The organism is Roseibacillus persicicus (assembly GCF_014651675.1).
GTDB classification, from domain to species: Bacteria; Verrucomicrobiota; Verrucomicrobiia; order Verrucomicrobiales; family Akkermansiaceae; genus Roseibacillus; species Roseibacillus persicicus.
This window is the reverse complement of sequence record NZ_BMXI01000015.1, coordinates 1-25,588: the sequence shown is the minus strand read 5'-3', so window position 1 is coordinate 25,588 and position 25,588 is coordinate 1. Positions and strand designations below refer to the sequence as shown.

Below are 25,588 nucleotides of genomic sequence, written 5' to 3'. Positions count from 1 at the left end.
GTCAAGCTGGTTGGAATTCAGGAGCGGCAGCCTCATCAAGCAGATAGGCCGCATCTTGGTGTAGATTGAGAAAACTCGCCGGAATGGAGCTACTGGGACTACTTGCCAAGGAGCGGCTCACAATTTCCTGCTTCCGTTCCCCCCAAGCCAGCAGAACCGCCGTCCGGGCCTCCAGAATGGTGGCGATCCCCATCGTGATTGCTTCCTTGGGAACAAAGTCAAGCCCCCCAAAGTCACTGGCCGCATCTTGCCTGGTCACAGGATCCAAAGTTACCAGGCGAGTTCGGGTCGAGTCGTCGGAAGGCGGCTCGTTGAAACCGATATGGCCCGTTCGCCCGATTCCCAGAATCTGTAGATCGATTCCCCCAGCCTGCGTAATGGCCTCCTCGTATTCGGCACAATAGCGCTCCACCTCATTTCGCGGAACCATTCCGTCTGGAATATGGATGCGCTCGGGAGCGATATCGACTTTCGAAAAGAGGTGCTTCTGCATGAAATGGTGATAGCTCTGCTCGCTCTCGGGAGAGAGGCCGTAATACTCATCCAAATTGAAGGTGGTGACTTTTTCGAAGCTCAAACCTTCTTCCCGATGGAGTCGAACCAACTCCTCATAAAGCGGGATAGGAGTCGACCCCGTAGCCAAGCCCAAGACATAGCGTCCCCCTTGCCGGGTCCGCTTCCGGATTCCCGCCGCAATCTCCCCCGCTAGTTGCTCAACTGCTTGTTGGGATGTCGAGTGAACCATCACTTCAGGCCCAATTGGCTCGCCCCATTGTTCCATCGAAAGATTAGACATAATATTTTTCAGATTCTGATTCGGTTTCTCTTTGCTGATTCGGTGGGGAGAGGGCCCATCCCGCTCCCCTTTTACACCCATCGACTAGTTCGGAAGTGATAGATAGGGACTGATCTCAACCCGCCCTCCCGTGCCTGGACCATTGAGGTAGACCACCAGCACCGGCCGCGGAATTCCTGTTTTGTGATCCACCCTCAGGGGATAACTGGTTCCCGCTTCCAAGGTGACGGCTGAAGCGGTCTGCTCCACCTCAGAATTGGGGGTATCGCTAATCAGCTTCTCATTGGCCTCCCAGATTCCATTGCGATTGAGGTCCAGGTAAACACTCGCATGTCCACTCTGGGTTTTGGCGGAGAGAACATAATCACCCGAGCCCGGAGGAGTGAGCATGGTCTCCTGGAGCTGGCCCACCAATTCCACATTGCGGAAGGCTCCCCGCAGCATAGGTAGCTCATACTCTCTCAGCACATCATCGACTGAGAACGAGGTCATATCAGGAACCTGACTACCACCCAGCTCGCCGATATCATAGTCGGTGACCTTCACGCGGTTCGGCCAATTGTTGAAGAAGGTGAAGCTATCACCACCCACAAGCGAACCATCGTCCTGACGGAACAATCGCGCTCTTACAGAGAAGCCACCACCCCGCTGGAACGGTCCCGAGTAAGCAGTGCTCCCAGTCCCCGGCGCACTTGGCGCGGGAAAGTAGGGTCCTGTTAGATTGTTCGAGAAGCTACCAATCTCATACCGAATCGTGCCCGGAATCCGCGTCCGATTCCGAAGGGTGACCTGCACCTGGGAGCCTTCGTATGGCTGATAGATATCCGTGATGGGGTAGGAGTCCGCTGGTTCGGCAGGCAGGATCTCCACTGGTTGAATGATGGGCAACAAGCGCACCATCACGCTCTCGGTCCGCGCACTCAGAGTCGCAAAGTCGTCATCCAGCGTGGGGTTCCAAAGTCGCTCTGCGGTCGCGGAAATTCTCGGTAGCAACTGATTGACGACCGATTTTTCCTCCTGCTCCCAGAAGAGCAACTGCCCTCCCAGAATCTGATCTTCACGCCCCAAGACCGTGGAATCCCACTCATGATCCGTGCGGTCGGCATCCTGCGGTCCCAGGTCCTCGAAGACCGGGCGACCTGGCTCCCAGTGCATGAAGATATCCTTGTTCCAACGATGGATGTCCTCAGAGAAAAACTTTTTGCCGCCAGTCGATCCCGGATGGAAAAGAGTTCCGCCTCCCACCACATACATCGGCTTCCACGACGCGTTGATAATCTCGTATCCTGCCTCCAAAAGATTCCAAGGGGCGTTATAGCTCGACTCCCACGACATCACGATGATGCGGTCGTCCCCAGTGGCCGGCAGCTCATCTACCGGAGCTCCCCCAAAGCCTTCCCACACCAACATGCGCCGCTTTCCTCCCGGAGGGTCATCACGCAAATGCTCGTTCATCGCCGCCAGAAAGGGTTCAAGCGCACTCCCCGCCGCCGACTCATCTCCTCCTATGTGGAAGTAGGGTGAGCTCGCAAACACATCTAACATCTCGTCCATGATGGCTTGAATTTTCGAGAAATTCGCCGGAGCCGCGACATCACCATCACTGCTGCTCGGATTGAGATAGCCTGACTGCTTCAGCTTGGAAGAATGACCGGGCAAATCCATCTCCGGAATCAGGGTCACCCCTCTCGCATCCGCATAGGCAACCAGATCATCCAATTGCTCTTTGGTATAGGTAAAGTTTCCTGTTAGACCGTCCGTGACGGCTGGAAACGGAAAGGTGAAATTCTGGTCGTCAGTGAGGTGGAGCTGAATGTAGCGAATCTTGAAAAGCCGGGCCACGCGGACGACATCTTTGATCACCTCAATCGAGTGCACTTGACGCGCGACATCCAACATAATTGCGCGATAGCCGGCATCCGCCTCATCCTCGACCGCCATCGCCCGAACATAAAAGCCGTCCTCATCCTCGCCGAGAGATTGCAAAAGCGTGGCTGTCCCGTAGGCCACTCCTTTATAGTAGCTGGCCCTCACCTCTACCCCATTGGCACCAGAAGCTAAGGTGTAGCTTTGCACCTCTTCCGCTTCGCTGACTGGAAAAGGATTCGCGAGAGCATCAAAGCGAAGAACGATATCACTAGCCTGCACGGTCCCTGCCGCACCCAGCTCAATCACGTCCGGCAAGTCTCCTGTTAGAATTTCAAACTCTCCTGCCAAGACTTCAGCCAACGGCGCCAGAGTGGTCTCCATCGACCGGGGCGCCGTTCGAGTCTCAAAGAGAATGCGTGAAGAAGAGGAAAATCGGAATGGCTCTTCGTCAGACACCTCAAGAGAAGACGGGAAAGGAATCAGGGCCGTGCCGTCCGAGGTCGGAGGGGGAGTCTCCCTCACCACAAAGAACCGCTTTTCCTCTGTCACTCCGGTCAGTTGAGTACTGGTGGTGTCTCCGGCATTGGAAATGAGCTCCGCCTCAACCTCCCATTGACCGATCTCTTGCTCAAGATCGCCCGTTGCCAAAACATCAAATTCCGAACCGAGGTTTCGCGAGTTCCACGTGAGGTCGACCGTTCCAGTTTCCGGATCAGCGAGGATAGTGGTGATCTGAAATGGTTGCTCCACTTCGGGGCTAGGCCCCGTCGCGGCAATGAGCGCGCTCACCTCAGTCTCCGAGAGCGCATGATTATAGAGATACACATCGTCAACCAAGCGACCATTCTGGACCCCGGGAGCGCCATCCCCGGAGCGATTCCCCAGTCGCACGGACGACGTCAAGAGATCAGCCGCCGCATAGGAACCGGCGACCCCCACCCCATCGGTAAACAAAGTCAAAACCTGCCCTTCACCTTCATACGCCCAAACCACGTGATGCCACTCGCCATCACGAATCGGGGTACTCGCTCCGGCCCAAGATCCGTTGAAAAGACCAATTCCTCCCGAAGGCGCATTGTGCTCGGTGGAAAAGATCAGTCTGGCAGCGCCCCCTCCACCACCAACCACGTCGCGATTGTCGAAAAGGTAGCTGTTCTTGGCCTCTCCATCCCGAATCCACATCGCCAATGACCAGGAACCCGTCTGCGTCCCAGCCACTGGAAGCTCAAGGTAAGTTCCCGGGTTACTTTCTGATCCCGAGCCTCCTGTTAGATTAAAGACCGCCCCTCTTTCAGGCTCGCTCTCCGGTCCCGCCATGATCCCGCCAACCACAGAGGCCAACCTGCCGTTTCCAGAGATATCCGACAAGGAGCCTCCTTCGAAGTCGTAGGCTGCCACCAATTCCGAGCGAGCACTAGTGAACAAACTGCTCGCCAAGGCAAACACGGTAAGGGGACTGAACTGTAACTTCATAGATATTGATCGGCTCTCTTCGGACCTCAAAAACACTAGAGTATAATATCGCCGAAGACATCAAAAACGAAGTTGTCCAACGAATGGACTTCTTCCTATGCAAATCGGAATTTCTGCCCACTTTTCACCAATTGGAGCGGCAGTAAAAAATGAAGGCCAGCCTCTACGGGCTGGCCTCGAACAAAGCATTCTGAAGAACGAGCAAACTACCGTCGACGCCGAAGGAAACCGATGCTGCCAAGAGCGAGTAGAGCCAACGAGGAAGGCTCGGGAATCACGTCTACAGTGAAACCGTTCATTGGAACGAAAGTCGAACCGTTGGCAGTCAAAAGAATTTCCGCCGTCGTCCCATCGGAAGTGAAACTGATGACAGAAGGAGTCAAGTCAGAGTCCGCAGCTGTGGCGGTCCCATTGATGTTGGTGACATCACCAACCGTCACGGGTCCAAGCAAAGTCCCTCCGCTGGTCAAACTGGCGGCAATGGTCTGCCCTTGGTCGAAGCCAGCATTAGGAATATGGGATTCGTTGTGTCCGAGGGTAATCGAGACTTCATCTCCCGCCAAAAATCCAACGATGCTGAGGATAACCGTCCCATTCCCGTTGCGACCAACCCACATGTCGGCGTAGAGGTCGGGCTGACTCAGGGAGGGCAACGTGTTGGTCCGTCCATTGTTGGCTCCTCGCCCAACAATGATTCCACCTCCACCAGCAGAAACATTGAAATCCAAGCCCCCGGAAGTGAAAGCGTAGAAGGCATCACCAGCATTAGTTGCCAAGTGAACGTCAGCCCCAGCTTGCGCAGCCAAGAGGTCTCCTGCTTCGGTCTGCTGCAAATCAACAAAAGCCACCACTGCAGCATTGCTGGAAACCGCCAAAAACAAGGCGCTGGAGCCAATAACTCCTCGTGTTAATTTATCGAACTTCATCTTATTAGTCTCGTGTATTTATTCGCGGGCTCATCCGAACGATGCTCCCCCATTGGCAGTAGCAGATTTGTTGCCTTATTCTCTCTTTCTCAAGGGGAAAGAGCTGATCTTGCCGGTGTTCAACAAAAGTACAACTCCCCGTTGCCCGGCCTAAGGCGCACCCTATGGAACCACGACTTCACCAGCGAAAGACCAATCCGTCTCGTTGTCTCCAGCAGACATATCCCGGGATTTCACCCGGTAGGAATAGGTCCCTGTTGGAAGACTCTTCAGGGAATAGCTCGAACTCTCCTGCCAACCACTGTCAGGGCCGCCCCCTTTCACACACTCGAAATAATACTCCACCCCGCTCTCATCCTCAGCGGTGACGCTCATCATGAAGACCGATCCGTCCTCCATAAGGCTGGGTGGACCAATCCAAGTCATGGGATTGGGGGCTGGGGCCTGCTTGTCGCTCCGACTGCCCCAACCACCCACTCTTCGCCATGAGGTCCCAATCCGCAGTTCGTCGAATTGGTAGTCCCCCAGGCCATAACCTTGATTCTGCACTTGCACAAAATTCTCGTTCCCAATCTCGGCCATCGTTTGCAGAGCGGCCCCTTCTTCGCCAGGCTCCTTATCGAGGGAAGGGTTCACCCACAAGGTCACCTTGTCTCCTTGCCCAAACTCAAACTTTGCAACCACCAGATAGGTCTCCCCCTCCTTCATTCTCACTGCGGACTTGTCCATGTAGATGGAGAACTGCTCTCCCCAGACCTTGCCAATTGCACCCGCGATCTCTCCCGGCACGACGAAGAAGTCCCCCACCGCCAGCTTGTTGGGCTTGACCAAGTAACTCATCCACATCGTGGCATCATCCAGTCCCACCTGCCCCTTCAACGAGCGCTTCAGATGAACTCCCTTCTTCTCTTCCTTAGGACGGAAGCGAAGCGAACCACCCGCTGTCTCTAAACCTGGATACTCCAACCCTTCTTGCTCGAAAGTCACCACCCCCGGTTCATTAGGCTTCTCCCAAGGACCCGGCCACCCCTCTCCCGCTCCTTTCGCAAAGAGACCCTCCAACTCTGAATATTCAAAGGGCTCGTAACTCATCAGATTGGCAATTCCCGTTCCGGCGGCCCCCCGCACCCGTTCGCTGGCTTCCGAAACTCCCGCCTCATTGAATGCGACCACCCAGTAGTTGTAATCCGAATTCAGTGCCACCGAAGTGTCCTCAAAGCTTTCCACCGTCACCGCCAAGTCGGCGCCAACTTGGCGGGCCTCGTGGGGGTCATCGCTTCGACCGCGGAACACACGATAGCCCAAGGGCGCGTGCCCTCCACCGCTTCGCCATTCCAAGCGAACCTTGCCCTTCGCAGTCCCCTCCGAGGCTGCGACATGAATCGGGGCCGCCGGCACCTCTCCCCCCTGCTGAAGATAGCGCGAAAGCTGCACGTTTTTTTTCTGCAATCTCCTTTCAAAATTTGGAAAATCACTCTCCGGATCCGGCCATGGTCCATGATTCCAGATCCGCTCGTTCATCACCGGAACCCTGATGCGCACACGTTCCAAGTGAACCTTCTGCGGCGTCTCCCAGGTGCACAACATCCCTCCTAGAATCCCCTTTTCCAACTCCGGCTCCGACACTTTTTCCCATCGCACCGCTCCATAGCCACCCGGAATCCCATCGGAGCCTTGTCGCCCCAGATTCCAGTCCTGATAGATTCGTTCCACCGGACGCGCCAAGCGACTACCCACGACATACAGCGGGCTCCAAGCGGCATTGACGAGGGGCCACCCCTCCCGGAGATAGCTCTCCATGTCACTAGCTCCGAACTCGTCGTCGTAGTAGGCGATCACGCAATCCTTCCGCCGGGGATAGAGATGGGGCTCCTTGGCATTCACCCCATTCCAGAACATCATTTTGGTCCCGGGGCTCTTGCGCTGAATGATGTCCAAAATCTGCACTGCCAAACTCGGGGCCATCCCGCCTTCGCCCAAAACGGGCCCGACGTGGAAGTAAGGCAAGATCCCATCCGGATACCCTGCGGCAAACTGGTCAATGGCCTTGCCGATTGCGATCTCGATCAACTCCAGCCAACGCTTCTCCGCTTTCCCGGAAAAGGTCGTATATGCTCCCTTGCCGTCCAATTCATCAGGAAAGCCCGCATAACGATCGCCTGGCACGTAGTCCTTGGCTATCGCGTTCTTCATGTGCTGAAAGCCCGGTGTGCATTCATTGTGTGGAAAGAGGTAAACTCCCCTCCGGCTCGCATAAGAGATCAGTTCGTCCATCTCCTCTTTGGAATAGAGTCGATGCTTCACTCGCTCTTCGGGCGAAAGCCGGCTCAACTGGGTGCTCACCGCCCCAACCCATTGGTCTTCACCGGCATGAAGACTCAAAAAATTGATTTTATAGAAGCGGCACATGTCGACAAACTGCTTGCAGTCCGCGATGGAGTGCCACTGGTTCTTCATGTCGAACATATGTCCGCGAAACGCGCGGGAGGGCTGATCTCGAATCTTCAACGCGGACATCGCCACCTTGTCTCCCTCTTTCTGAAAGGTCTGAAGCAGAGTTGCGGTACCCGCATAGAGTCCCGCCAAATCCGACGAAGAGACCGTCACTCCTGTCTTTGCATGCAGTTGATACTCTTCGGCTGCAAATTTGGGCTCACTCGACAATTGCAGCACGATGTCCCCCTCTCTTGCCCGAGCCGACCCGAGAAGCCGGGCCTCCAACGAATAGTCAAATAGGCGCTCGAAGTCCTCCGCCAACACCTCGGCAACCACTTTTGCATTTTCTTGCGAATAAAGGATTCGACTCGAGCGATTAAGCACGACTTCCCCTTCCATCAGCTCCAGCTTCTTGGGACTCGGAATGAGCGCCGGCAGCTCCCCGGCGGGCAGCAACCCAACCAACAAACAAGTCGATAGCAGGCAAACGAGTGTTTTCATAGTGATCCTTTTTAGTGTGCGGTTTGAGTGTCGAGCCCCAGAATATAGCGTGCCAGTTCCTCCACCTTCTCCTCCCCGATCACCGGCGCTAGTTCAGGCATGGTGGGCATGAAGCCCTTCACGATATCTGCCTGCGGCTCACGGATGGAACGCAGCACGTAGTCGAGATCAGTCTCCACCTCGACCTCCTTGCCATCCCGCATCACCACCCGCTTGCGACTGGCTAGCCCCTTGAAGGAAGGCCCCGCAACCGAAGTTCCATCCAAACTGTGGCACCCCATGCAAAGCGACTGATACACCGTATGCATGGGATGGCTAGCCTGTAGACCCGGAGTCCGCATGGATTCGACCTCATCGGGGGCAGGCAACACCTCACCCTTTTCCGAGGCTGGATTGACCACCGTGTAGTGGAGGTCCCCCGCCCACAACTCATGCCCGAGTTCGGAGATGAAGCCCTGTGGCAAACTAATCTCATAATGTCTCAGGGGCGCGATGTCGTTTAATTCGAGAAAGACGCTCCGTCGGTCACTGGAGACTGAGGCGGAGAGAGGCACGAGGGGCTTCGCATCCTGTGGGCTGCCTCCATATTGACTGGTCGGCTTGAACCAATAGGACTGCCCCAGATAGTCCCCCGGACTCCAGCCCAAACCTTCTCTCAACGGCTCCGTGAAATGAATCACAATGCCGTTGGACTTCAGCTCAGCTTTCAGAATTTCAAAAGTCTCGTTCTCCACCGGACGCAAGCGTTGGAGCCCGTCCTTCGCGTAGCGCCCCCAGTTACCACCCGATCCCACCACGCCGATGAACAGGTCACCGTTGGGTGCACGCCGAATCCGATTGCTCCCCCCCCGGATGCCTCCGGTGTATCGCACTGCTCCTCCTTGCAGTCGTCCGCCAATCTCCTCGAAGAAGGCACGCTTCAGGCCACCATAGTAGACATCGCCAAAGATGATCTGATCCTTGAAGGGCCCGCCCTTCACCAACAGAGGCTCACTAATCGAGTTGCCAAAGACACCCTGCGGAAGCCACACCGCAGGCCAAGTCGGCTCTCTCTCGGAGAAGGGGTGCCGCGGTTCATAGAGGTGATGGTAAAATCCTCCTTTCTTGATCCAAAGGATTGGGTTCGCCGGCTTGTAATCCCCTTGATTATCCATCACGAGGAGGCTGCCGCCGGGCCCGTGGCCGATTCCGTTCGGAGTCCGCAATCCGGCCGCAATCACTTCATAGTCGTGACTCTCTTCATCAATCGCAATCAGGCATCCACGATCCTTCTCGATATCCGACCCCGTGGCCCCTCCCGCCAGGACGTTCACCGACAGAGCAACAAGAAACTTTCCGTCATCATAAAGCGGGCCAAAGGTAAACTGGTGAAAGTTCATTCCCACTCCCCAGTTGCTACAGAGATTGCGATGAGTTTCGGCACGTCCGTCGCCATCTTCATCAATGAGCTCGGTAAGTTGATGTTTCTCAGCAACCAGCACCCTTCCGTCATGAACCAGCAGACCCAAAGGACCATGAAGCCCCTCGGCAAAGACCGAGACCTCCATCTTCGAAAGGTCATCCGCATCAGGGTTTCGCACTCGGTAGACTCCGCCACGTGGCTCCCAAGCGGCGACCAGCAGGTCCCCGTTGGGAAGAAAGTCCATCCCGCCGACCCGCACGACATGCTCACCAAACAACTCGGTGAGGTCCAAACTTTCGAATCCGGGATGGAGGCTGCGCAGAGGCTCATTGAAGCCCCCCCTCTCCTTCTCGCGCACAGGCGCTGGCTGACCCCGGTCAAAGTTCCACCCTGTGGAGCGAAAGATGGGATACGACTCCTCGACCTCGGTTAGTTCCAGTCCTTCTTCCCGCACCTCTTTTTCGAAGGGCGACAATTCATCCTGATTATCCACCGGCAAAGAAAAGGTCCTCACCAGTGCGTCGCCCTTCACATCATAGCCGACCGCTTCATTATAGTAACCGAAGCTTCCATCTTTCCTTCGATAGCGCCAGGTCAAGACCCAGGATTGATCATCCCATCGCGACTCATGGAGCTCCACCTCCGCCAATTCTCCGTTGACCTGCAGCCAAACCGGATCGCTCTCGGGATCCAGTTCGAACAAGGGGCGACCGAGCGGAGTCGGATAGATACCATTCAATTGCCCCTTTAGTCCGTGCGTGCCATCAGATGAGATCCCTTGAATCAAAATCGCAGCGCCATCGCCCCGCGGGGTCCAGATGTGGCTCAGTCGACCGCTGCTCAAATCATAGGCGACCCACAATTTCTCATCCAACTTCCCAACAATCGAGCGTGGGAATCCAGGCAAGACCTCCCGAAAGACCCTCGGCATGCGGGTCGAGGGTTCATCGCGGCGAATCAGCTCCACTTCCGCGCCGCTCAAGCTTGAGGAAATCACTGCTCCGACCAACAGGCTACGCAAGAACCCTCCCAACAGGTGCCGCCTCAACCGAAGCTGGCTGCCCCCAGGCTTCAAGTTCAAACCCGATTTCAACAAAGCGCCCGAAGCCTTCCCCCCTTGTCCAATCCCATTGATAGTCATCACATATGGGTGCGTCTCAGCCCTAACAGCTTCAACGCACATCGCAAAATCTATCCTTCTCCAGCGAAAGCCTCCACCTGTTTTCGCCTTGATCAAGATTGAACAACTTGGGGTCTAGAACCAGACCTCGCTCAGCTTGCCGGACTCCAGTTCGTTGGCGTAGCTGAGGTAGTAGTTGCGATTGGGGGCATTGTATTCCCGTACCGCCAAGCCTCGCAGCGCTTCGATTTTCACCTGCCGGGCCCGTTCGCAGTCGCCCTCCTTCAGCCATTTCAAATGGTCGGAGACCACATCAATAGGAGTGCCCCGTCCTTTCGAATGAGCAAATCCGAGGTTCTGGATTTCGTGTTCGATGCCTGACCTTAGCAGGAACCCGGCAATTCTAGAGTCCGTTTTTGGCGAAAAATGAAAGCGTTCGGTCGACCCGCACCCAAGTCGATGGCCGCATATGAAGAAGTAGAATTCCCCGCCTCAGTCCACCAAGTTGTTCAAAGTGTAGTAACCCGTGTCTGTCGACATGGATTCTCCGCTTTGAGCCGCAACCCCTGTTAGAGTGACCTTGTAGACTCTTCCGGGAATCAGCTTGGTTTTGAAGTCGAGCGAGAGGCCATCCTCAGCAAGCGTCACGCTCTCGACCTCGTGGCTTTGGGTATCCACTTTGGGCGAACCATATTCGGAATGATAGTGATAGCGCCAAGAGCTCACCGCGAAACTCTTGACCGACACCCCGTCGCGCGAACAAGGCTTCGTGAAGCTGACCCTGAAGCCGTCGGGATTGAGCGTGATAGCCTTCATCTCGAACGGGGTCGTCTTGCCATCCCAAGAAATTCGCTGCAAGCCAAAGGTCTTTCCACCAACAGAACCCCACCCGCGCCCAGTCTGCCCGACCCAGAGCCTCCCCTGCGGATCGAAGTTCAAGCGAAGACAGCCAGACTGAAGGTGGTCGATGAAGTTGAAGACCGAACCTTGATACTCGCCCTTCACCTTTTCCAGACTGACCCGCATGATGTTAGACCGCGTTTGGCAGCCCACAAAAAGTTGCCCAGCAAAGGGACCAAAGTGACCCTCGGTGAGGTCAAAGACCGGGTCTCCCGGCGAGTTGGCTAGCTCACCATGAGGAAAGTACACGGCAGGCATTTCCCGCAGCTTTGAGAATTCTTCAAAGACGATCTTCTCAGGCTTCCCCCTGAACTTCGGGTCATCAATCAGCGAAGAAGGATACCCATAGAATGCGCCTTCCTTCACCTGAGCGAGAAAGGAAGTCGGGACCCAGCTGCCCTGATTCTCGGTATAGAAGACCTCATCTGTCTCGGAGTTGATTCCGAGCCCGGCTGGTGAGCGAAGTCCCGAAGCCACGGGAATCAAGTCGCCCTCCGGCGTGACCTTGCAGTGCCAGCCATCGTAACCACCCGAGCTCCCCATATACTTCCCCTTTCCCAAAAACATCATGTCCGCGGACCCCGCGCTTAGGTTGAGATTGAGGTAGAAGTTTCCCCGCGAATCCACAACCGGGCCATGAACATACTCGCAGTAATTCCCGCCGTAGCGCCAGTCGTCGCAGATGGTTTGATAGAGGTCAGCCAAGCCATCGCCATCGGTGTCCTGAACACGCGTCAGCTCCGGCTTCTGGGCGATGATGACGGTATTTTCATCCACGACATGCAGCCCTTGGGGGTCATGGAGATGGTCGGAAAAGCGGCTCCAACTCCCTTTGCTATACTTCCAAACCCCTTCCGTGCGCGAAGCGACAAAGGCGTCCCCTGCCTCAGTAAAGCCGAGGCCACCCACGCCGAATTGCAGAGGAGTCCCCGTGGCATCAACTGGAGTGACGATGGTCTCCACGGAGTATCCCGCCGGAATCAGCTTGGCGCGATACGGCTGGGTTTCAGCCACGAGTGAATTAGCGAATAGGAGAAAAATGAGAGGCTTCATGAGGTTTGGAGCTCGAAGGTAAGAGTGAATGATTGGGCTTCGCTTGCGGGAATGGACAACACTCCCTCTGCCAGCTCGCCAGCGCTGAACTCGACCGCCCGCAAGGCGGTTTCATCCACTTGAAAACGAACCGGCCCCGTCGCGCCCTCGGTCTCGAAGTGATAGCGAATGATGTTGGCACTCGGGAAAGCGAGCGATTGCCGATAGCGAACCCCATCGATCTCGAAAAAGAACGTCGGCTCTTTCTTTGGCAAAACTTGGTAACCACCAAAGCGCGGCGCGCCCTCCAGGCCTCTCTTGGGATATGGCTTCTCTTCCGCCATTTCCTTTTTGAAAGCCTCTTTCCGAAACTCGTTGGAATTCGGGTAGTCCTTGTAGTGCAAATCGACCGGCCCCAACGAGCTGAGCGGAAGGAGCCCTCCTTCAGTATTGATGGCCTCCCCCAAGATCTTGTTGAACCCATTCCCGCGAGCATGCCTCTCGTAGCCGTTGTCAATGAACCCACCAAACCACACTCGGGAAACCGAAAAAGTAGCGGGGTCGAAAACATAATTTTTCCCACCAGGCAAACCCACCGAAATGGAACGGGTGGAGAGCCCCTCGAGCGCAACCCGCTGAATCCTCGGGCTATCGAACACCTCGACAACGTGTGAAGGCTCCCCACCCTCTTTCGATTTCTCTTTAGGTGCGTAGATTTGAGTAGGTCCTCGCTCTGGAAGGTCGTTCAGGGTTTTCAAATAGGCAATAATGGCATCGATGGACTGCCCCTCCAGGTGAGGATAGGGCGGCATAATGGCAGGAAAGGGTTGCCCCTTCATTTCGCCCGACTCTTGCAAAACGAGGTGCTGGAGCGGATCCAGAATCGCGGCCTTGATGTATTGCTCGTCAATCGCGACCCGCCGGCGAGTGGCAGGCCCTCCGTCTCCGGTATTGGCCTGAACTTCTCTTTCTTTCCCCTTCTGCCCAATCAAACCATACCAGCCGGGGCCAATCTTTCCGGCTTCCCCCGCCTTGTCCACCGAGTGGCATTCCAAGCACCCGAAACGGTGACTAAGGGCCTCCCCTTGCGCAACGAGTTCAATAGTATCTCGGTAAGAGTCATTGCGGGCCTTCAACCTCTCCGTGCCAGGAGACTGCGAATCGACCCGAATCCGATATCTCAGCGCAAATGTCTCCCCGCTCTGAATACTTCGAGGTCCATCGAACAACACGGCAGGACTCAAATAGCTCATCCGGGTGGCCACGTAGTATTTGACCATAGACTGATTGTCATTGAGGGGCGAATTCAGAATACTGACGACAGCCTCCTCTCCCTTTTCGGTTGGACCGGAGAAAGCTACCCAACTGGATTCCCGGCCATGAAGGCCATCCTGCCTTCCCTCATTGTTCAAGAAGGACCAAGTCTCGCTCCGCGCGCTCGAAGAACGAAACGAAAGCCCGGCATATCCGCCGAAACTCTTGCCTTCGGGCTCGCTGGGAATCGGAGTTCGATCCAGCACAAGATCGCGCTGGGCGGTGAACTGGGAATGCCAATCGATGGTGTAGCTCCCAGCCTTGTCGGGAGGCGAAATCGTCAGCACACGGGTTTCCGTCAGGACATCCGGTTGGCCATCTTCATGATAGCCAATCGTCATCGAGATATCCGCCGAAAAGTCCGCACCCGTCCGCACCTCGACCGAACGAATCTCCGTTTTTCCCGCCGACTCCCCCGTCTTCCGATCTTCCTCCCAATAGTTCACCCCATTGATGAACTTCCACGAAAACCACAAGGCACGGTGCCAAGGATGATCCTCGGGCCGGAGGTCGGTCAGCACACTTCCCTGAATCGTGGCTAGCGGGTGGAAATAGGGTTTCCCCTCCGATGACCGGTGAACGTGCTTCCACACGGTCTCGCCATCAGCCCGCAAGGCGACGAAATCGGACTCTCGCTCCCACGACAATTCAACGGATTGACTCCCCTCTGTTAGAAAGAGAAGAGTGCAGGTCGCGCCGAAGAGCTTTGAACTTAAAAATTTCATCATGCAAGGTCCGCTCATCCCAGTGTCCCGAACCAGTGAATGTTGGAGAAAGTCAACTGCGAGAACGGTTGGAAAGAAGCCACCATATCTCTACGCAAACCATTCGCGCAAGCGCTCTGCGGATGGAAGCAAGTTCGCTTCGCCAAAGACCTCCAAGGTAGTCGGGCCATCGAAGCCAATCCTTTTCAGCTCGGCTGCAATCTCAGGCAGCCCAATGACGCCATCACCGAGAGCGATATCACCCATCCCGCAGCCAAATTGCTTGCCCCGCTTTTCCTCCCAAGCCGCGCCGAGGTCCTTCCAATGCACATGCTTGATGCGCGGGCCGAACTTCTCGATGTACTCAAAGTTATCTCCGCCACCCAGCCAAAGGTTGCCGGTATCCAGATTCAGCCCAACAGTCTCAGGATGCCCCAGCCGCTCGAGCAGTTCAGCGGTCGCCGCAACGCTATCGGTCACGATGCCATGGGGCTCGATGAGAAGCTGAATACCGAGTTCCTCCGCCCATTGGACTGGCCAATAGAGCTTTTCCACAATAGAAAAGATGCGCTCTTCATAGGTGAGCTTTTCCCCAAACGCGGTCTTCGGATCCCCCTCGGTGGTGATCACTTGTTTGACGCCCAGGTCTCGCGCCAAACGGATGGCCTTGATGATCTGGGCAGTGCCAAAGACATCCGGAGCGGTTGGATCTAACAAGTTGGCATGCGCACACACCGCAGTGAGGGACAGCTCATGCTTTACTGCCATCTCTCTCACTCGCGAGGGATGACCATCCAAGCTCGCCGCAGCAGTGAACCCGAATTCATTGCCGAGGAGAGCGCCGTCGTGGCTGTCGGTCAGGTCCGCAAAATCAAACCCCATCTCACGAATGGCTTGGAACTGGGACTCGAGCGTGCAAAACGGGTTTACGAGGGCGAAACATCCAATCTGAATCATGGCAGCGATGACATCAGATTCCCGCCCGCTTGACGTTCGAATTCCTCCGTGCAGTATTTTATACATCACCCATGGACTCCCCCAGCAAGCAACCAGACAACTGTGCCCCACTATCCAGCGCGGTTGAACTCGGCGAGGTCACCTTGGTCGCCCACAGCCGGGGACAGTATCCCGGGACCAAGTTTCTTCCGGGCATCCTCCCGGGTCTCCGCACCATCGGCTACTGGGATGCCGTCGGTCCCCAGACCTGGGGGCTCCCCATGCATCGCAACGAGGGCATCGAGATCTGTTGCGTGCTCAGCGGCGAGACAAGCTTTGCCACCGACAACAACAAATGGACGCTGCAAGCCGGAGACATCACCATCACCCGCCCTTGGCAGAGACACCAACTCGGGGACCCCTGCATCCGCCCCTGCAAGCTCTTCTGGATGATCCTCGATGTGGAAGACTCCCACGAACGGGCGGGTTGGCAATTCCCCGACTGGATCTGCCCCGACCAACGCTCGCGTCGGGAACTCCTGCGCATCTTCCGCAAGAACCAGTGCTGCTATCTGGCGGACAAAGACAATGAACTCAAGAAGGCCCTGCAGCAGAGTTGCGAAAAGCTGAGCGCCGACGACCCCCTCGTGCACGCCGTCCTCGCCAACATCGTCAACACCACCCTTCTAACAGTCGCCGCGAGACTAGCGGAAGGAGTGGAGGACGGGCAACAAGACCCCCAGGGATTCGACCAAACCATCCGCCAGTTCTTCCATGGCCTGGAGATGAGCATCGACAAGTCCGCGGAACCTTGGAACGTCGAAAAAATGGCCCACGCCTGTCGGGTTGGGAAAAGCTACCTCACCTCCGCCTGCCGCCGCATCTTCAACGCCACCCCCGCCGAACAGTTGGGTCGCATTCGCCTGAACCATGCGCGCGACCTCCTTCTCGCCCACCTGGAGCTCAGCATCACCGACATCGCCTTCACCTGCGGCTTCAACTCCAGCCAATACTTTGCCAGCTGCTTTCGCAAACAATTCGGCTCCACCCCACAGCAATATCGGAGTAAAAGCAGTCGTGACTAATCGGAGCGCCTGAATGGTTGCATCCAAGCTGCAGGTCTTCGTGTTCGATACTTCATGCCGACAGGAGAACTGCAATTCTAGAGCCAATTTTTACCGCAGAATCCAAACTCGACGGAGGCGAAACCTTTGGGCCGTCGTCTATTGTGGCGGCTGAAAAAGGGTCTTCCCTCTTCCCTTTTCTTCATCGGAGAGTGGGTCCCAATCCTGGGGTTGATTCGAAAGGATTGGAACCTCAGGGAAAAGTGTTCCTGTGGGACGCTGTTCGCGCCCTCGTTGACCGAACTCCCCAAGCTCAAGCCTCGTTGCTTCCGCCAGCTGCATAATCTCGGCCACTCGCTCTGGATGCTCGGCGGCCACATCGATCCTTTCCGCCCAATCATCAGCCAGGTTGAAAAGTCTCGGAGCAGCCAACGGCTTCTGTCTTCGAGCGGCCCAAAAGGGAATCTGCCTCTCGGTGCGTGGCAAATGAAGTTTCCAATTCCCAACCCGGACCGCCTGTAGATTTTCGCAATTGTAGTAGTAAAACGGATCTGTCCGGTTTCTGACAAGGTTCTCTCCTCGAAACAAAGGGGTCAAGCTCACTCCATCATAGGTGCGGTCTTCCGGAAGAGGGACACCGATAATTTCACTCAGAGTCGGAAAGAGATCCATCGCGTTGGCCGGGACATCCAGAACAGCAGGCCGTTGAATATTCCCCTTCCAGTAGATGATGAATGGCACCCGATGTCCGCCTTCCAGGGAAACATATTTGGTTCCGCTATACGGGAGGGCGAATTGGTTGGAAATCGGTCCATTGTCGGAAGTGAAAATGACCATCGTATTTTCCAAGATCTTTTGCTCTTCCAATGCCTTCAACACCTCTCCAATGCTCCAGTCCAACTCCTGAATCACATCGCCACGCACTCCACCTCGGGAAGTTCCGCGAAACGCCTCTCCCGCCTGGTAAGGAGTATGGGGATAATTGTGCGCATAGTAGATAAAGAATGGCTCGTCTTTGAAGTCCTCAATATACTTTACCAATCTTTGAGTATAAAGGCTCGTTAGCTTCCCCAGCGGAGCCTTCTCGTAGACAACCTCCCGCCCATCGCGAAACAATGCGCTGTGACCCATATTCTCGGGTGCTCCATAGTAGTGGTCGAAGCCTTGGTGGTGATAGAGAAAGGGCTCCTGCATTCCAAGGTGCCACTTTCCCACCATCGCGGTAGTGTAGCCTCTTTTCTTGAATTGCTCGGCTAGAGTGATCTCCCCCGGATCGAGGCCGAGAAACCAATGAGCTTCGCGTCTCGGACTGATCCCCATATAGAGACCACAACGTTGCGGGTAGGCGCCGGTGAGAAAAGCCGCCCGCGATGGTGAGCAAATTGAAGCAGCGGTATGAAAATCAGTGAACCTCAACCCTTCGTCAGCCATCCGATCGATATGCGGAGTGTCCACAGCCGTGGCCTCATAACAACTGACGTCACGGTATCCCATGTCGTCCATCAAGATGAAGATGACGTTGGGCAACTTCGCGCTGACCTGAGAAAAGAGGAGGCAGGCGATGACTGAGATTCGGATAAACTGATTCATGAAGATTTGCACAAAGCAGGCGCAGAAACCTCAGCCTCTGAATACAATCCAGGTCAAGGCCGCGCTCTCCTCCCTGTTTTCATTCGGATTTGAGCTCCAGGGCGCGGGGTGCTTCCACAAAGGCGGCAGGGCGGCTATTCTCAATCAACTCTCGTTCGAACTTCTCGGCCCTCGCCTTCATCCCGGCGACTAATTCCGGATGGTCGGCAATGACATTCTCTTTCTCCCCGACATCCTGCGCCAGATTGTAGAGCGCGGATACAGGCGTTGCTTTCGAACCCTGCTTCTGGGGCAAGCCCAAGTGATATTTCCATTCCCCGACCCGAACAGCCTTCAAATCGTTGTCCCGATAATAGAAGAATGCCTCATGAGGGCTTTCCGCCTGTCCAATGAGAACGGGCCAAACATCCTTTCCGTCGATCACGCGGTCCGTGGGAATCTTCGCTCCCGCAAGTCCGGCAAACGTTGGGAACAAATCCATAGCAGTCAAAATCTCATCTATGGATTGCCCACTTGGGATCTTCCCCGGCCACCGGATGACCGTCGGCACGCGACTTCCCCCCTCCAAGGTGCTCCCTTTTCTTCCACTGAGGGGATGCGCCTTGCCCGCTGCAGGTCCATTGTCGGAAGAAAAAATCACGACGGTCTTTTCATCCAGGCCATTCTCTTTGAGCGCGTCGAGAACTTGCCCCACCGACCAATCAATCTCACTGATAGCTAGGGAGAATAGCTTGCGCCTCAACCCATAGTCGATGTCCGGCCCTTCTTGCGCCATCTGCTCCCGCACGGCCTCCGGCGCCATTTTCAAAAACTCTTCCGAGACTGCCAGCGGCGCATGGGGAATAGGATGCGGAATATACAGAAAGAAAGGCTCGTCCTTGTGCTTGCCAATAAAATCCACGGCCCGCTCGGTTAACCGCTTCGTCAGAGTGTCGGGATCAGGCCCCACTTCAACAACCTGTTCGCCCTCCAGAAGCGGAAGCGGCGGGAACTGGAAATGATTCTGCCTGGGATGGGAAGGATGAATGTCGTGGCTATACGGCAACCCGAAAAACTCATCAAACCCTTGTCGGGTCGGCAAAAAGTCCGGCTGATCTCCCAGGTGCCACTTCCCAAACATTCCCGTGGTATATCCGGCCTCTTTCAACATCTCAGCCATAGTGATCTCATCGGGATGAAGCCCCTTTCGATCAGCAGCCAATAACACCGAGAAGTCATCGCCATAGGCCATATCAATACGTTTCGGATAACAGCCGGTCATGAGCGCTGCCCGAGAAGGTGTGCAGAGCGGTGCCCCCATGTAAAAGCTCGTCAACCGGGCTCCCTCGCGGGCCATCTCATCGATTCGAGGCGTTTCGACATGCTTCCCACCAAAGCAGCTTAGGTCTGCATAACCTTGGTCATCCGTATAAATGACCACAAAATTGGGCTGTGGGTCAGCGGCAAAGGCTCCGGCGGCAAAGGCCAACGAAGGAATCATTTTTCTCCAGAATTTCATCATCATTCAGTCTTCGAGCCAAAGCGGAACGCTTTATAGAGCTCGGTATTTTAAAAGGTTAGCGCCGGCAACTGGCTTTTTCTCAATAGCTCAACTGACCATTGCCCTTTGGCTTCTGGCGCTCGCTTTCCCACCATTCGTTGGGGCCATCAGCCTTGATTTGATTCCAGAGGGCGATGAGTTCCTTCTTCATCTCCGCTGTTTTCTCCGGCATCTCTTCAGCCAAATCATTCTTCTCCCGCCCATCGCCCGGAATATTGTAGAGCTGAAAGTGAGTGAGAGTCTCATCCCCCACAATCTTCCAATCCCCAATCCGCATAGCCACCCGCTCCTTGGGTCCCGAGACGTGAGTCCGCCAAAAAAGCGGGACCTTCCGCTCGACCGGCTTCCCTACCAAAGCGGGCATCATGTTGGCACCATCAATAGTCCGATCCGAAGGCAATGGCACCCCGGCTAGTTCGAGAACGGTGGTGAAAACATCCGTCCCAATCACAGGCACCTCGCTGGTTGTGCCGGCCTTGACTCTACCCGGCCAACGCACGATTCCCGGCACCCGAACTCCCCCCTCATAGTCGCTCCGCTTGTTGCCGCGGAGACCACCCGAACTCCCCCCATAACTCGGCACCGGCCCGTTGTCGGAAGAAAAGTAAAAGAAGGTCTCATCAGCCACCCCTTCCTCATCCAAGGCATCCATAACCATCCCGAGAGCATGGTCCAATTGCGTGATGTTCCCCATGTATTTGGCATTCTCATGCCCTTCGTAGAGCTTTTGAAAGCGGGTATCGGTTGCGATCGGCGAGTGGGGCTCGTGAAGCCAGACCGACATTACGAATGGCTTGTCCTTGTCGCGAATCTCCTTCAGCCAGCGTCCGGCTTCCGCGGCCACCAACTGCGCGGAGTATCCCTCAGTCTCGCCGAGAGGCTCCCCGTTCAGAACGAAGTTGTTCGGATTCTTGTGGCTGGGAGCGGCATTGTTGTGAGTCGCCATCCAGTGTTCGAATCCATGCGCATCGGGATGAGGAAAATCCTCTGAGCCAAACTGCTGCTTCGAAAGCAAATGCCACTTCCCCACGTGGCAGGTCGCGTAACCGGCTTCCTTTAAAAGTTCAGGATAGGTGATCTCCTCTTCCCGCAGGTGTGCTGGCCCATTCCCTGAAAGGTGTCGCCACACTCCATTCCGATAAGGAGTTCGACCGGTTAGAATCGCCGAGCGCGAGGGAGAGCACACTCCGCATGCCGAGTAGCACTGCATCAGCTTCACCCCCTGCGAAGCCAGCTTATCCATATTGGGGGTTTGAATCAGATCGTTCCCATAGGTCCCGGAGTCACCCCAGCCCATATCATCCCCTAGAAAGACCACAATGTTCGGCCTTTCTTCGGCTTGAGCAAAACTGAATGCGGCCAAAAGGCCAAAGGTGAAGAGCTTCTTCATGTTCATCATTGAATTTGGAATTAGTCTGAGGCGACTGGCTTTAGAATCAGGCAGTGCCCTCCTCCCGGAGCCAATCGGGCCGTATATTTGTCGCCCTTTCTTGCTGCCTTACTACGCACCTGATAGAGCTCCCGTTTGGTCTCCACCGGCTTGAAAGGAATCTTCTTCTTGGCGGCATCCTTTTGATTCCACCCTCCCGGGAACTGGTAATGACTCTCCGCAGTGTCCTCGAAAATCTGCACCTCATACTTCACCCCCGCTTCTAGGAAATCGAAATCAAGTTCCAGTTGTCTTCCCTTCTCATCTACGAGAGCCGCCACGAACCAAGTGTCACCAGATCGCCGGGCCATCGTGATCTTCTTTCCTATCTCCATCTCCAAGACCCGAGTCTCATCGTAGGTCATGGGTAAGCTCTTGATGAACCCGAAGAGGTCCAGCTTACGACGATAGGCGTCCGGCATATCTGGCAAAGTCAGGATCCCACTGGGAAAGACCAGACATTGCGCAACCTGCGAAACCACGGTGCTCGGGATCTGCTTGTGTACCTTGGCCCGACCTATCGACTGGTCCATATCGAAGAGGCCACAGCTGCGGTCAACGGGACCAGCCAAATTATGAACAACCGGAAAGACGCAAAGTTCACTGGGAGTCGCCGGAGGGCGGTTGGCAGCGTCCAGCATGCTATTCACATACTCCCGTGACATGTAGTGGGGATAGGTTCGATTGAGACCTGTGGGCTTGTTTGGCTCATGCAGGTTATACATAATCTCGTATTCCGCGCACTTTTTGAGGACCTCGACGCTGAAGGCATTCTTGGTCTGATTTCCTGCCCCCAGGAAGCCGTGTTTGATTCCCACGATTCCCCATTTCTGAAATTGGGCGAAGGTTCGGTCGATGTCGTAGAGCTTCAGACCCTTGTCGTTCACATAGACCCAAATCCCCACCCCTTTCTCCTTCGCGTAGCTGGTAATTCTGGGGATAGCGACTTCATGCTCATAAGTCGTGGGGTCCGATTTGTCGTCCCTCTCCGGCCCATACCAATCGGCGTCGATCAAGACATACGCCAGGCCCTGCTCGTGAGCAAAGTCGATGTAGCGAAGATAACTTTCGGTATTAATCCCGTATTCGAACCCGTCATCCGCCTTTCCTCCATGATTCCGCCAATCCCAGAGACTGACGCCCGGTTTGACCCAATCACTCTTTGCAACCCTGTTGGGCTCGTTTAGATTGAGAATCAGCGAAGACTCAATCAGCTTCCCCGGAGTAGAAGCAATCTGGATCGTCCTCCAGGGACTGACGCTCCCCGCACCCTGATTGCAAACCGAAGAATAACGCAATGTCCGTCTATCTTTCTCCGGAATCAAATTCGCATCCGAAGAATTGACCACCCCGGCTTCATGCAAGGAGATGAAACAATCTTCAGCCAATTGGGCGGTGAACGGGGTGCGGCAGCTTTTACCTAATTTCGCAAAGGGAACATTACTAAACAATCCCGTGGACGATTTGGCATACCACGCGACGGGATTCTGCGAAATCACCGAAACCTCTGTTAGCTCCTTCTTAAGGTTCGCATGCGGCAGCCCCTCTTGCTCGGGATAGACGTATCGCAGAGCCACCCCATCATCAAAAGCCCTCAATACCACTTGCATCGTCCTCTTGCTCTCAGCCACCTCCTGCAAATCCAAAGTAAGCTCATTGAAGTGATTCCGATACTCGCTCGCCTGCCCCCAAACCGGCTTCCAAGTTTCATCGAAAGAACGGGTCGCGCTCTGGGTCACGGTGACACCACCGGCGAATACATCCTGATTCAACTCCACACCCAAGCGGGACTTTCCGATGATGGGCTGGCCATTGAAAGTGACCGAATAGAACAGCCCATTGTTCTCGGCGTGAGCCTGAAGTTGAATCCGCTCATCAGGAGAATTGACTACCTTGGGCTTGGCCTCCAGAGAAGGAAGAAGGATGAGGGGCAGATAGAATGCGCTAGGAATTTTCATAGAATTTCGGCCGGTCGACAACCGGAGAAGAACTGTTGCCGATTCGATATTCGAAGGTTCGTCCAATGTTCTTTCAGCTTGGACAACAAAGCTTCCTAACAAGTCCAACTCAGATTGCATTCTAAAAGCGTCAGCCCCCCTCCGCCTATCTTGGCCAAGGATTGAATCTGCAAGGGATTCGCTACTTCGAAGTGCATCTGGAGCATGAAGTGGTGGATTTTGAAAAGCCGGCACAAGCTCATTTCCGAGCCTATGTCTGAACATCCACCCCCACGCCCTCCTACGACAGCACTCTTCACCGGAGCCCAAAAATCGAGCCCTCACCGGTTGTCAGAAAAGAAAGGACCCAACCACCTTCCCAGTTGTCGAAACGAACCTCAGCAACCCCGCGCCTGCCAACTTCGCCATCACCTAGAAGGAGATGGCTTGGCAAATATTGAAAAATAAAGAAACGCTCTATTTCTTCCTTCTCGGTTGCCCCAAAAGAGCCGCTTTCTCCGGCCAGCTCACTTTCCGGTCAAAGAGAGTGCCATAGATCTGATAATTGTTGTAAGCCACCGCTTCCATTTTCCAATCCTGCAGATGCTGGTCGTAGGCAGTTCTCATTGCCTCCAGGGCTTCCCGGTATTCGGGGTTCTCGGCTTCGTTCTTCAGCTCCAAAGGATCCTTATTCAAGTCGAAGAGCTCTTCAGTCACTTCGAAGTCACCGGCAGCGTATCCCCAGTAAATATACTTCAACTCATCCGTCACCACCGCCAGTGATTGCGTCGGCAGATTGCCCCACACGTTAATCAGCAACAGCGAGTCCCGCACCGCAGCTTCGGGCTCCTGATAGAGTTTCATCAAATCCACTCCATCCATATTTTCGGGAACCGTCACTCCGGCGAGCTTCAGCATCGTGGGGGCGAAATCAATTCCTCCGGTCACAGCTCCTGAGCGCAACTTTTTCCCTGAATTGGGGTGACGAGGATCGAAGATGATCAGCGGAACCCGAGCGGACTCCTCATAAGGAAGCACCTTCGAACCGTAGCCATGGGCCCCACAGAAAAAGCCGTTGTCAGACGAGTAGATGATCACCGTATTGTCCGCCTCGCCACTTTCAACCAAAGCCTCCCGAATCATCCCCACCGCCACGTCAATGGCGTAGATCTGTTGGTGATAAGTCGCCATCACCTCATCGAACTTGTCCGAGTAATTCCACTCGTGAAAGCGCGAATACTGCCGACCCTGCTTGCTCTGCTTGGAAAAATGCTCGCCGTGTTCGCGACCATAGTTTTCCGGCTTTCGAAAAGCCTTTCCCTTGTAAACCTCATCGAATTTCGGATCCGGAGTTGCTGGCTTGTGGGGAGCCTTGAAGCTGATCGACAGACAAAAAGGCTTCTCCGACTTTGCAGAGCCCTTCACAAAATCCCGGCCAAATGCTCCATAGGAAAGAGTCGAGTGAGGATACTCGGCGGCATAGCCTACCATCGACTTGTTCTCCTTTGTCGCGTAGGACGACTGACCCGGACTCCCCCCCCAACGGTCAAAGTCCTTTTCGGGGAGAGGAAGCTTTTTCCCTTTGGGTCCCTCCATCAATTCGAAGCCGAACTTGCCCGCGAAGGCGGTAGTATAACCAGCCTCCAGCAACAGCACGGGATATGACTTTCTCCAGATGCTCGCCACCAGGTCACCATGACTAAAGTTGCAACCGGTCTTATACTCATACATCCCCGTCATCACCGAAGCCCGCGATGCCATGCAAATGGACGTGGTATTGTAGTGACGATCAAAGGTAACCCCATCCGCAGAAAGCTGATCCAAATGAGGCGTCTGGACATCGGGATTCCCGTAACACCCCATCGAGTCCGTGCTCTGATCATCGGCAAAAAGGAAAATGAGGTTCGGCTTTTCCGCCCCAGACAATCCCACCAGCGGAGTTAAACAAAGTAGAGCGAGGAGATAAAATTTTGGATTCATTTGAATTTCAGAATGGCGCGATGGAGTCGAACGAAATCAGCCAGCATTTCAAATGCCGGTCTCCCCCTTTCGATTCTTGCTTCTATCCTAAGGCCCTCGCCACACCGTTCTTTCAACGAACACCTCTACTCTCCTCCACATTCCCCCCCAACGAACCGCGAGAATCTGAAAATTCACGTTACCCGCTCCCAACACCGCGCCTGCCTCAAAAAGCAACTTTCAGCGCCTGAACATCTTCCGATAGAGTGCCTTGATACAGACCCGCTGGTCACTTGCCCAAGCCAGTCCGTTTCGTCAAAATCTGCCCGTGAACCGAAGGACCTCCCGAGCACTGGCTCTTTTCCCCCTCCTGCTCTTTGCCCTGCAAACCTTCCTCCCCGCTTTCTCCTCCTGCCCGGGCTATGCCTCCGACAAAGACGGAAATCGCCTTAGCCGAACGAGCTCCAACATTCTCCTACGAACCCTCCTCCTCAACCAGTCCCAGAGCTTAAACGCCAACGACCAGCTCAACGGCAACACCCACGACGCCAACTGAAGTGGTCCCGGGAAACGGAGCCAGGAGCTTGTTGAAAAGTTGAGCTGGTCTGAAGGGGCAAATGACCCCGAAATCAGACCAATGAAACGAAAAAGAAGACATCT

General features: G+C 55.1%; 15 protein-coding genes and 1 pseudogene. 2 read left to right on the top strand and 14 right to left on the bottom strand.

The genetic code is table 11. From position 1 onward, the window contains the following. Position 1: 1 nt before the first annotated feature. From nagB to IE099_RS15995, 9 genes and pseudogenes are all read right to left on the bottom strand, one after another. Positions 2-796: a glucosamine-6-phosphate deaminase gene (nagB, locus tag IE099_RS16035; RefSeq protein ID WP_189572052.1), complete on the bottom strand. Its 795-nt coding sequence runs from the start codon at positions 794-796 to the stop codon at positions 2-4. Between the two features lie 84 nt (positions 797-880). Continuing rightward, positions 881-4,138: a family 20 glycosylhydrolase gene (locus IE099_RS16030; protein ID WP_189572049.1), complete on the bottom strand. Its 3,258-nt coding sequence runs from the start codon at positions 4,136-4,138 to the stop codon at positions 881-883. Between the two features lie 206 nt (positions 4,139-4,344). After that, on the bottom strand, positions 4,345-5,064 hold the full coding sequence (locus tag IE099_RS16025) for a PEP-CTERM sorting domain-containing protein (RefSeq protein WP_189572046.1): 720 nt from the start codon (positions 5,062-5,064) through the stop codon (positions 4,345-4,347). A 162-nt stretch (positions 5,065-5,226) separates the two neighbouring features. Further along, a complete protein-coding gene (locus IE099_RS16020) occupies positions 5,227-8,001 on the bottom strand; it encodes a glycoside hydrolase family 20 zincin-like fold domain-containing protein (RefSeq protein ID WP_189572043.1) in 2,775 nt (924 codons plus the stop codon). A gap of 11 nt (positions 8,002-8,012) precedes the next feature. Next, on the bottom strand, positions 8,013-10,424 hold the full coding sequence (locus IE099_RS16015) for a DUF7133 domain-containing protein (RefSeq protein ID WP_229809548.1): 2,412 nt from the start codon (positions 10,422-10,424) through the stop codon (positions 8,013-8,015). A 234-nt stretch (positions 10,425-10,658) separates the two neighbouring features. Then, positions 10,659-10,832: pseudogene (locus IE099_RS16010) on the bottom strand (alkyl sulfatase dimerization domain-containing protein); the annotation flags it as partial. Positions 10,833-11,015: 183 nt separating this feature from the next. Continuing rightward, positions 11,016-12,476: a DUF7133 domain-containing protein gene (locus tag IE099_RS16005; RefSeq protein ID WP_189572036.1), complete on the bottom strand. Its 1,461-nt coding sequence runs from the start codon at positions 12,474-12,476 to the stop codon at positions 11,016-11,018. Next, positions 12,473-14,497 (bottom strand): DUF6807 family protein, encoded by a 2,025-nt coding sequence (locus IE099_RS16000; protein WP_189572033.1) that lies wholly within the window; start codon positions 14,495-14,497, stop codon positions 12,473-12,475. The genes IE099_RS16005 and IE099_RS16000 overlap by 4 nt, the downstream gene beginning before the upstream one ends. Before the next feature lie 87 nt (positions 14,498-14,584). Continuing rightward, positions 14,585-15,430, bottom strand: a complete 846-nt coding sequence (locus tag IE099_RS15995; protein WP_189572030.1) for a sugar phosphate isomerase/epimerase family protein — start codon at positions 15,428-15,430, stop codon at positions 14,585-14,587. A gap of 71 nt (positions 15,431-15,501) precedes the next feature. Here IE099_RS15995 and IE099_RS15990 point away from each other — a divergent pair, with 71 nt between their 5' ends. Then, positions 15,502-16,494 (top strand): AraC family transcriptional regulator, encoded by a 993-nt coding sequence (locus tag IE099_RS15990; RefSeq protein WP_189572028.1) that lies wholly within the window; start codon positions 15,502-15,504, stop codon positions 16,492-16,494. Between the two features lie 138 nt (positions 16,495-16,632). Here the strand turns inward: IE099_RS15990 and IE099_RS15985 are convergent, their stop codons facing one another. From IE099_RS15985 to IE099_RS15965, 5 genes are all read right to left on the bottom strand, one after another. Next, complete coding sequence (locus tag IE099_RS15985; RefSeq protein WP_189572026.1) at positions 16,633-18,063, bottom strand: sulfatase family protein; 1,431 nt, start codon at positions 18,061-18,063, stop codon at positions 16,633-16,635. A 79-nt stretch (positions 18,064-18,142) separates the two neighbouring features. Further along, positions 18,143-19,567: a sulfatase family protein gene (locus IE099_RS15980; protein WP_189572024.1), complete on the bottom strand. Its 1,425-nt coding sequence runs from the start codon at positions 19,565-19,567 to the stop codon at positions 18,143-18,145. Positions 19,568-19,643: 76 nt separating this feature from the next. Next, positions 19,644-21,002 carry a sulfatase-like hydrolase/transferase gene (locus tag IE099_RS15975; protein WP_229809546.1) on the bottom strand — a complete coding sequence of 453 codons (1,359 nt, stop codon included), beginning with the start codon at positions 21,000-21,002 and terminating at the stop codon, positions 19,644-19,646. An 11-nt stretch (positions 21,003-21,013) separates the two neighbouring features. Continuing rightward, entirely contained in the window at positions 21,014-22,990 is a 1,977-nt protein-coding gene (locus IE099_RS15970) for a glycoside hydrolase family 97 protein (protein ID WP_189572022.1), read from the bottom strand. A 456-nt stretch (positions 22,991-23,446) separates the two neighbouring features. Further along, positions 23,447-24,949, bottom strand: coding sequence for a sulfatase family protein (locus tag IE099_RS15965; protein WP_189572020.1), 1,503 nt, complete (start codon positions 24,947-24,949; stop codon positions 23,447-23,449). 307 nt (positions 24,950-25,256) lie between these two features. On the opposite strand from IE099_RS15965, the gene IE099_RS15960 reads away from it, so the two are divergent. Beyond that, entirely contained in the window at positions 25,257-25,484 is a 228-nt protein-coding gene (locus IE099_RS15960; protein ID WP_189572017.1) for a hypothetical protein, read from the top strand. The last annotated feature ends 104 nt before the right edge of the window (positions 25,485-25,588 follow it).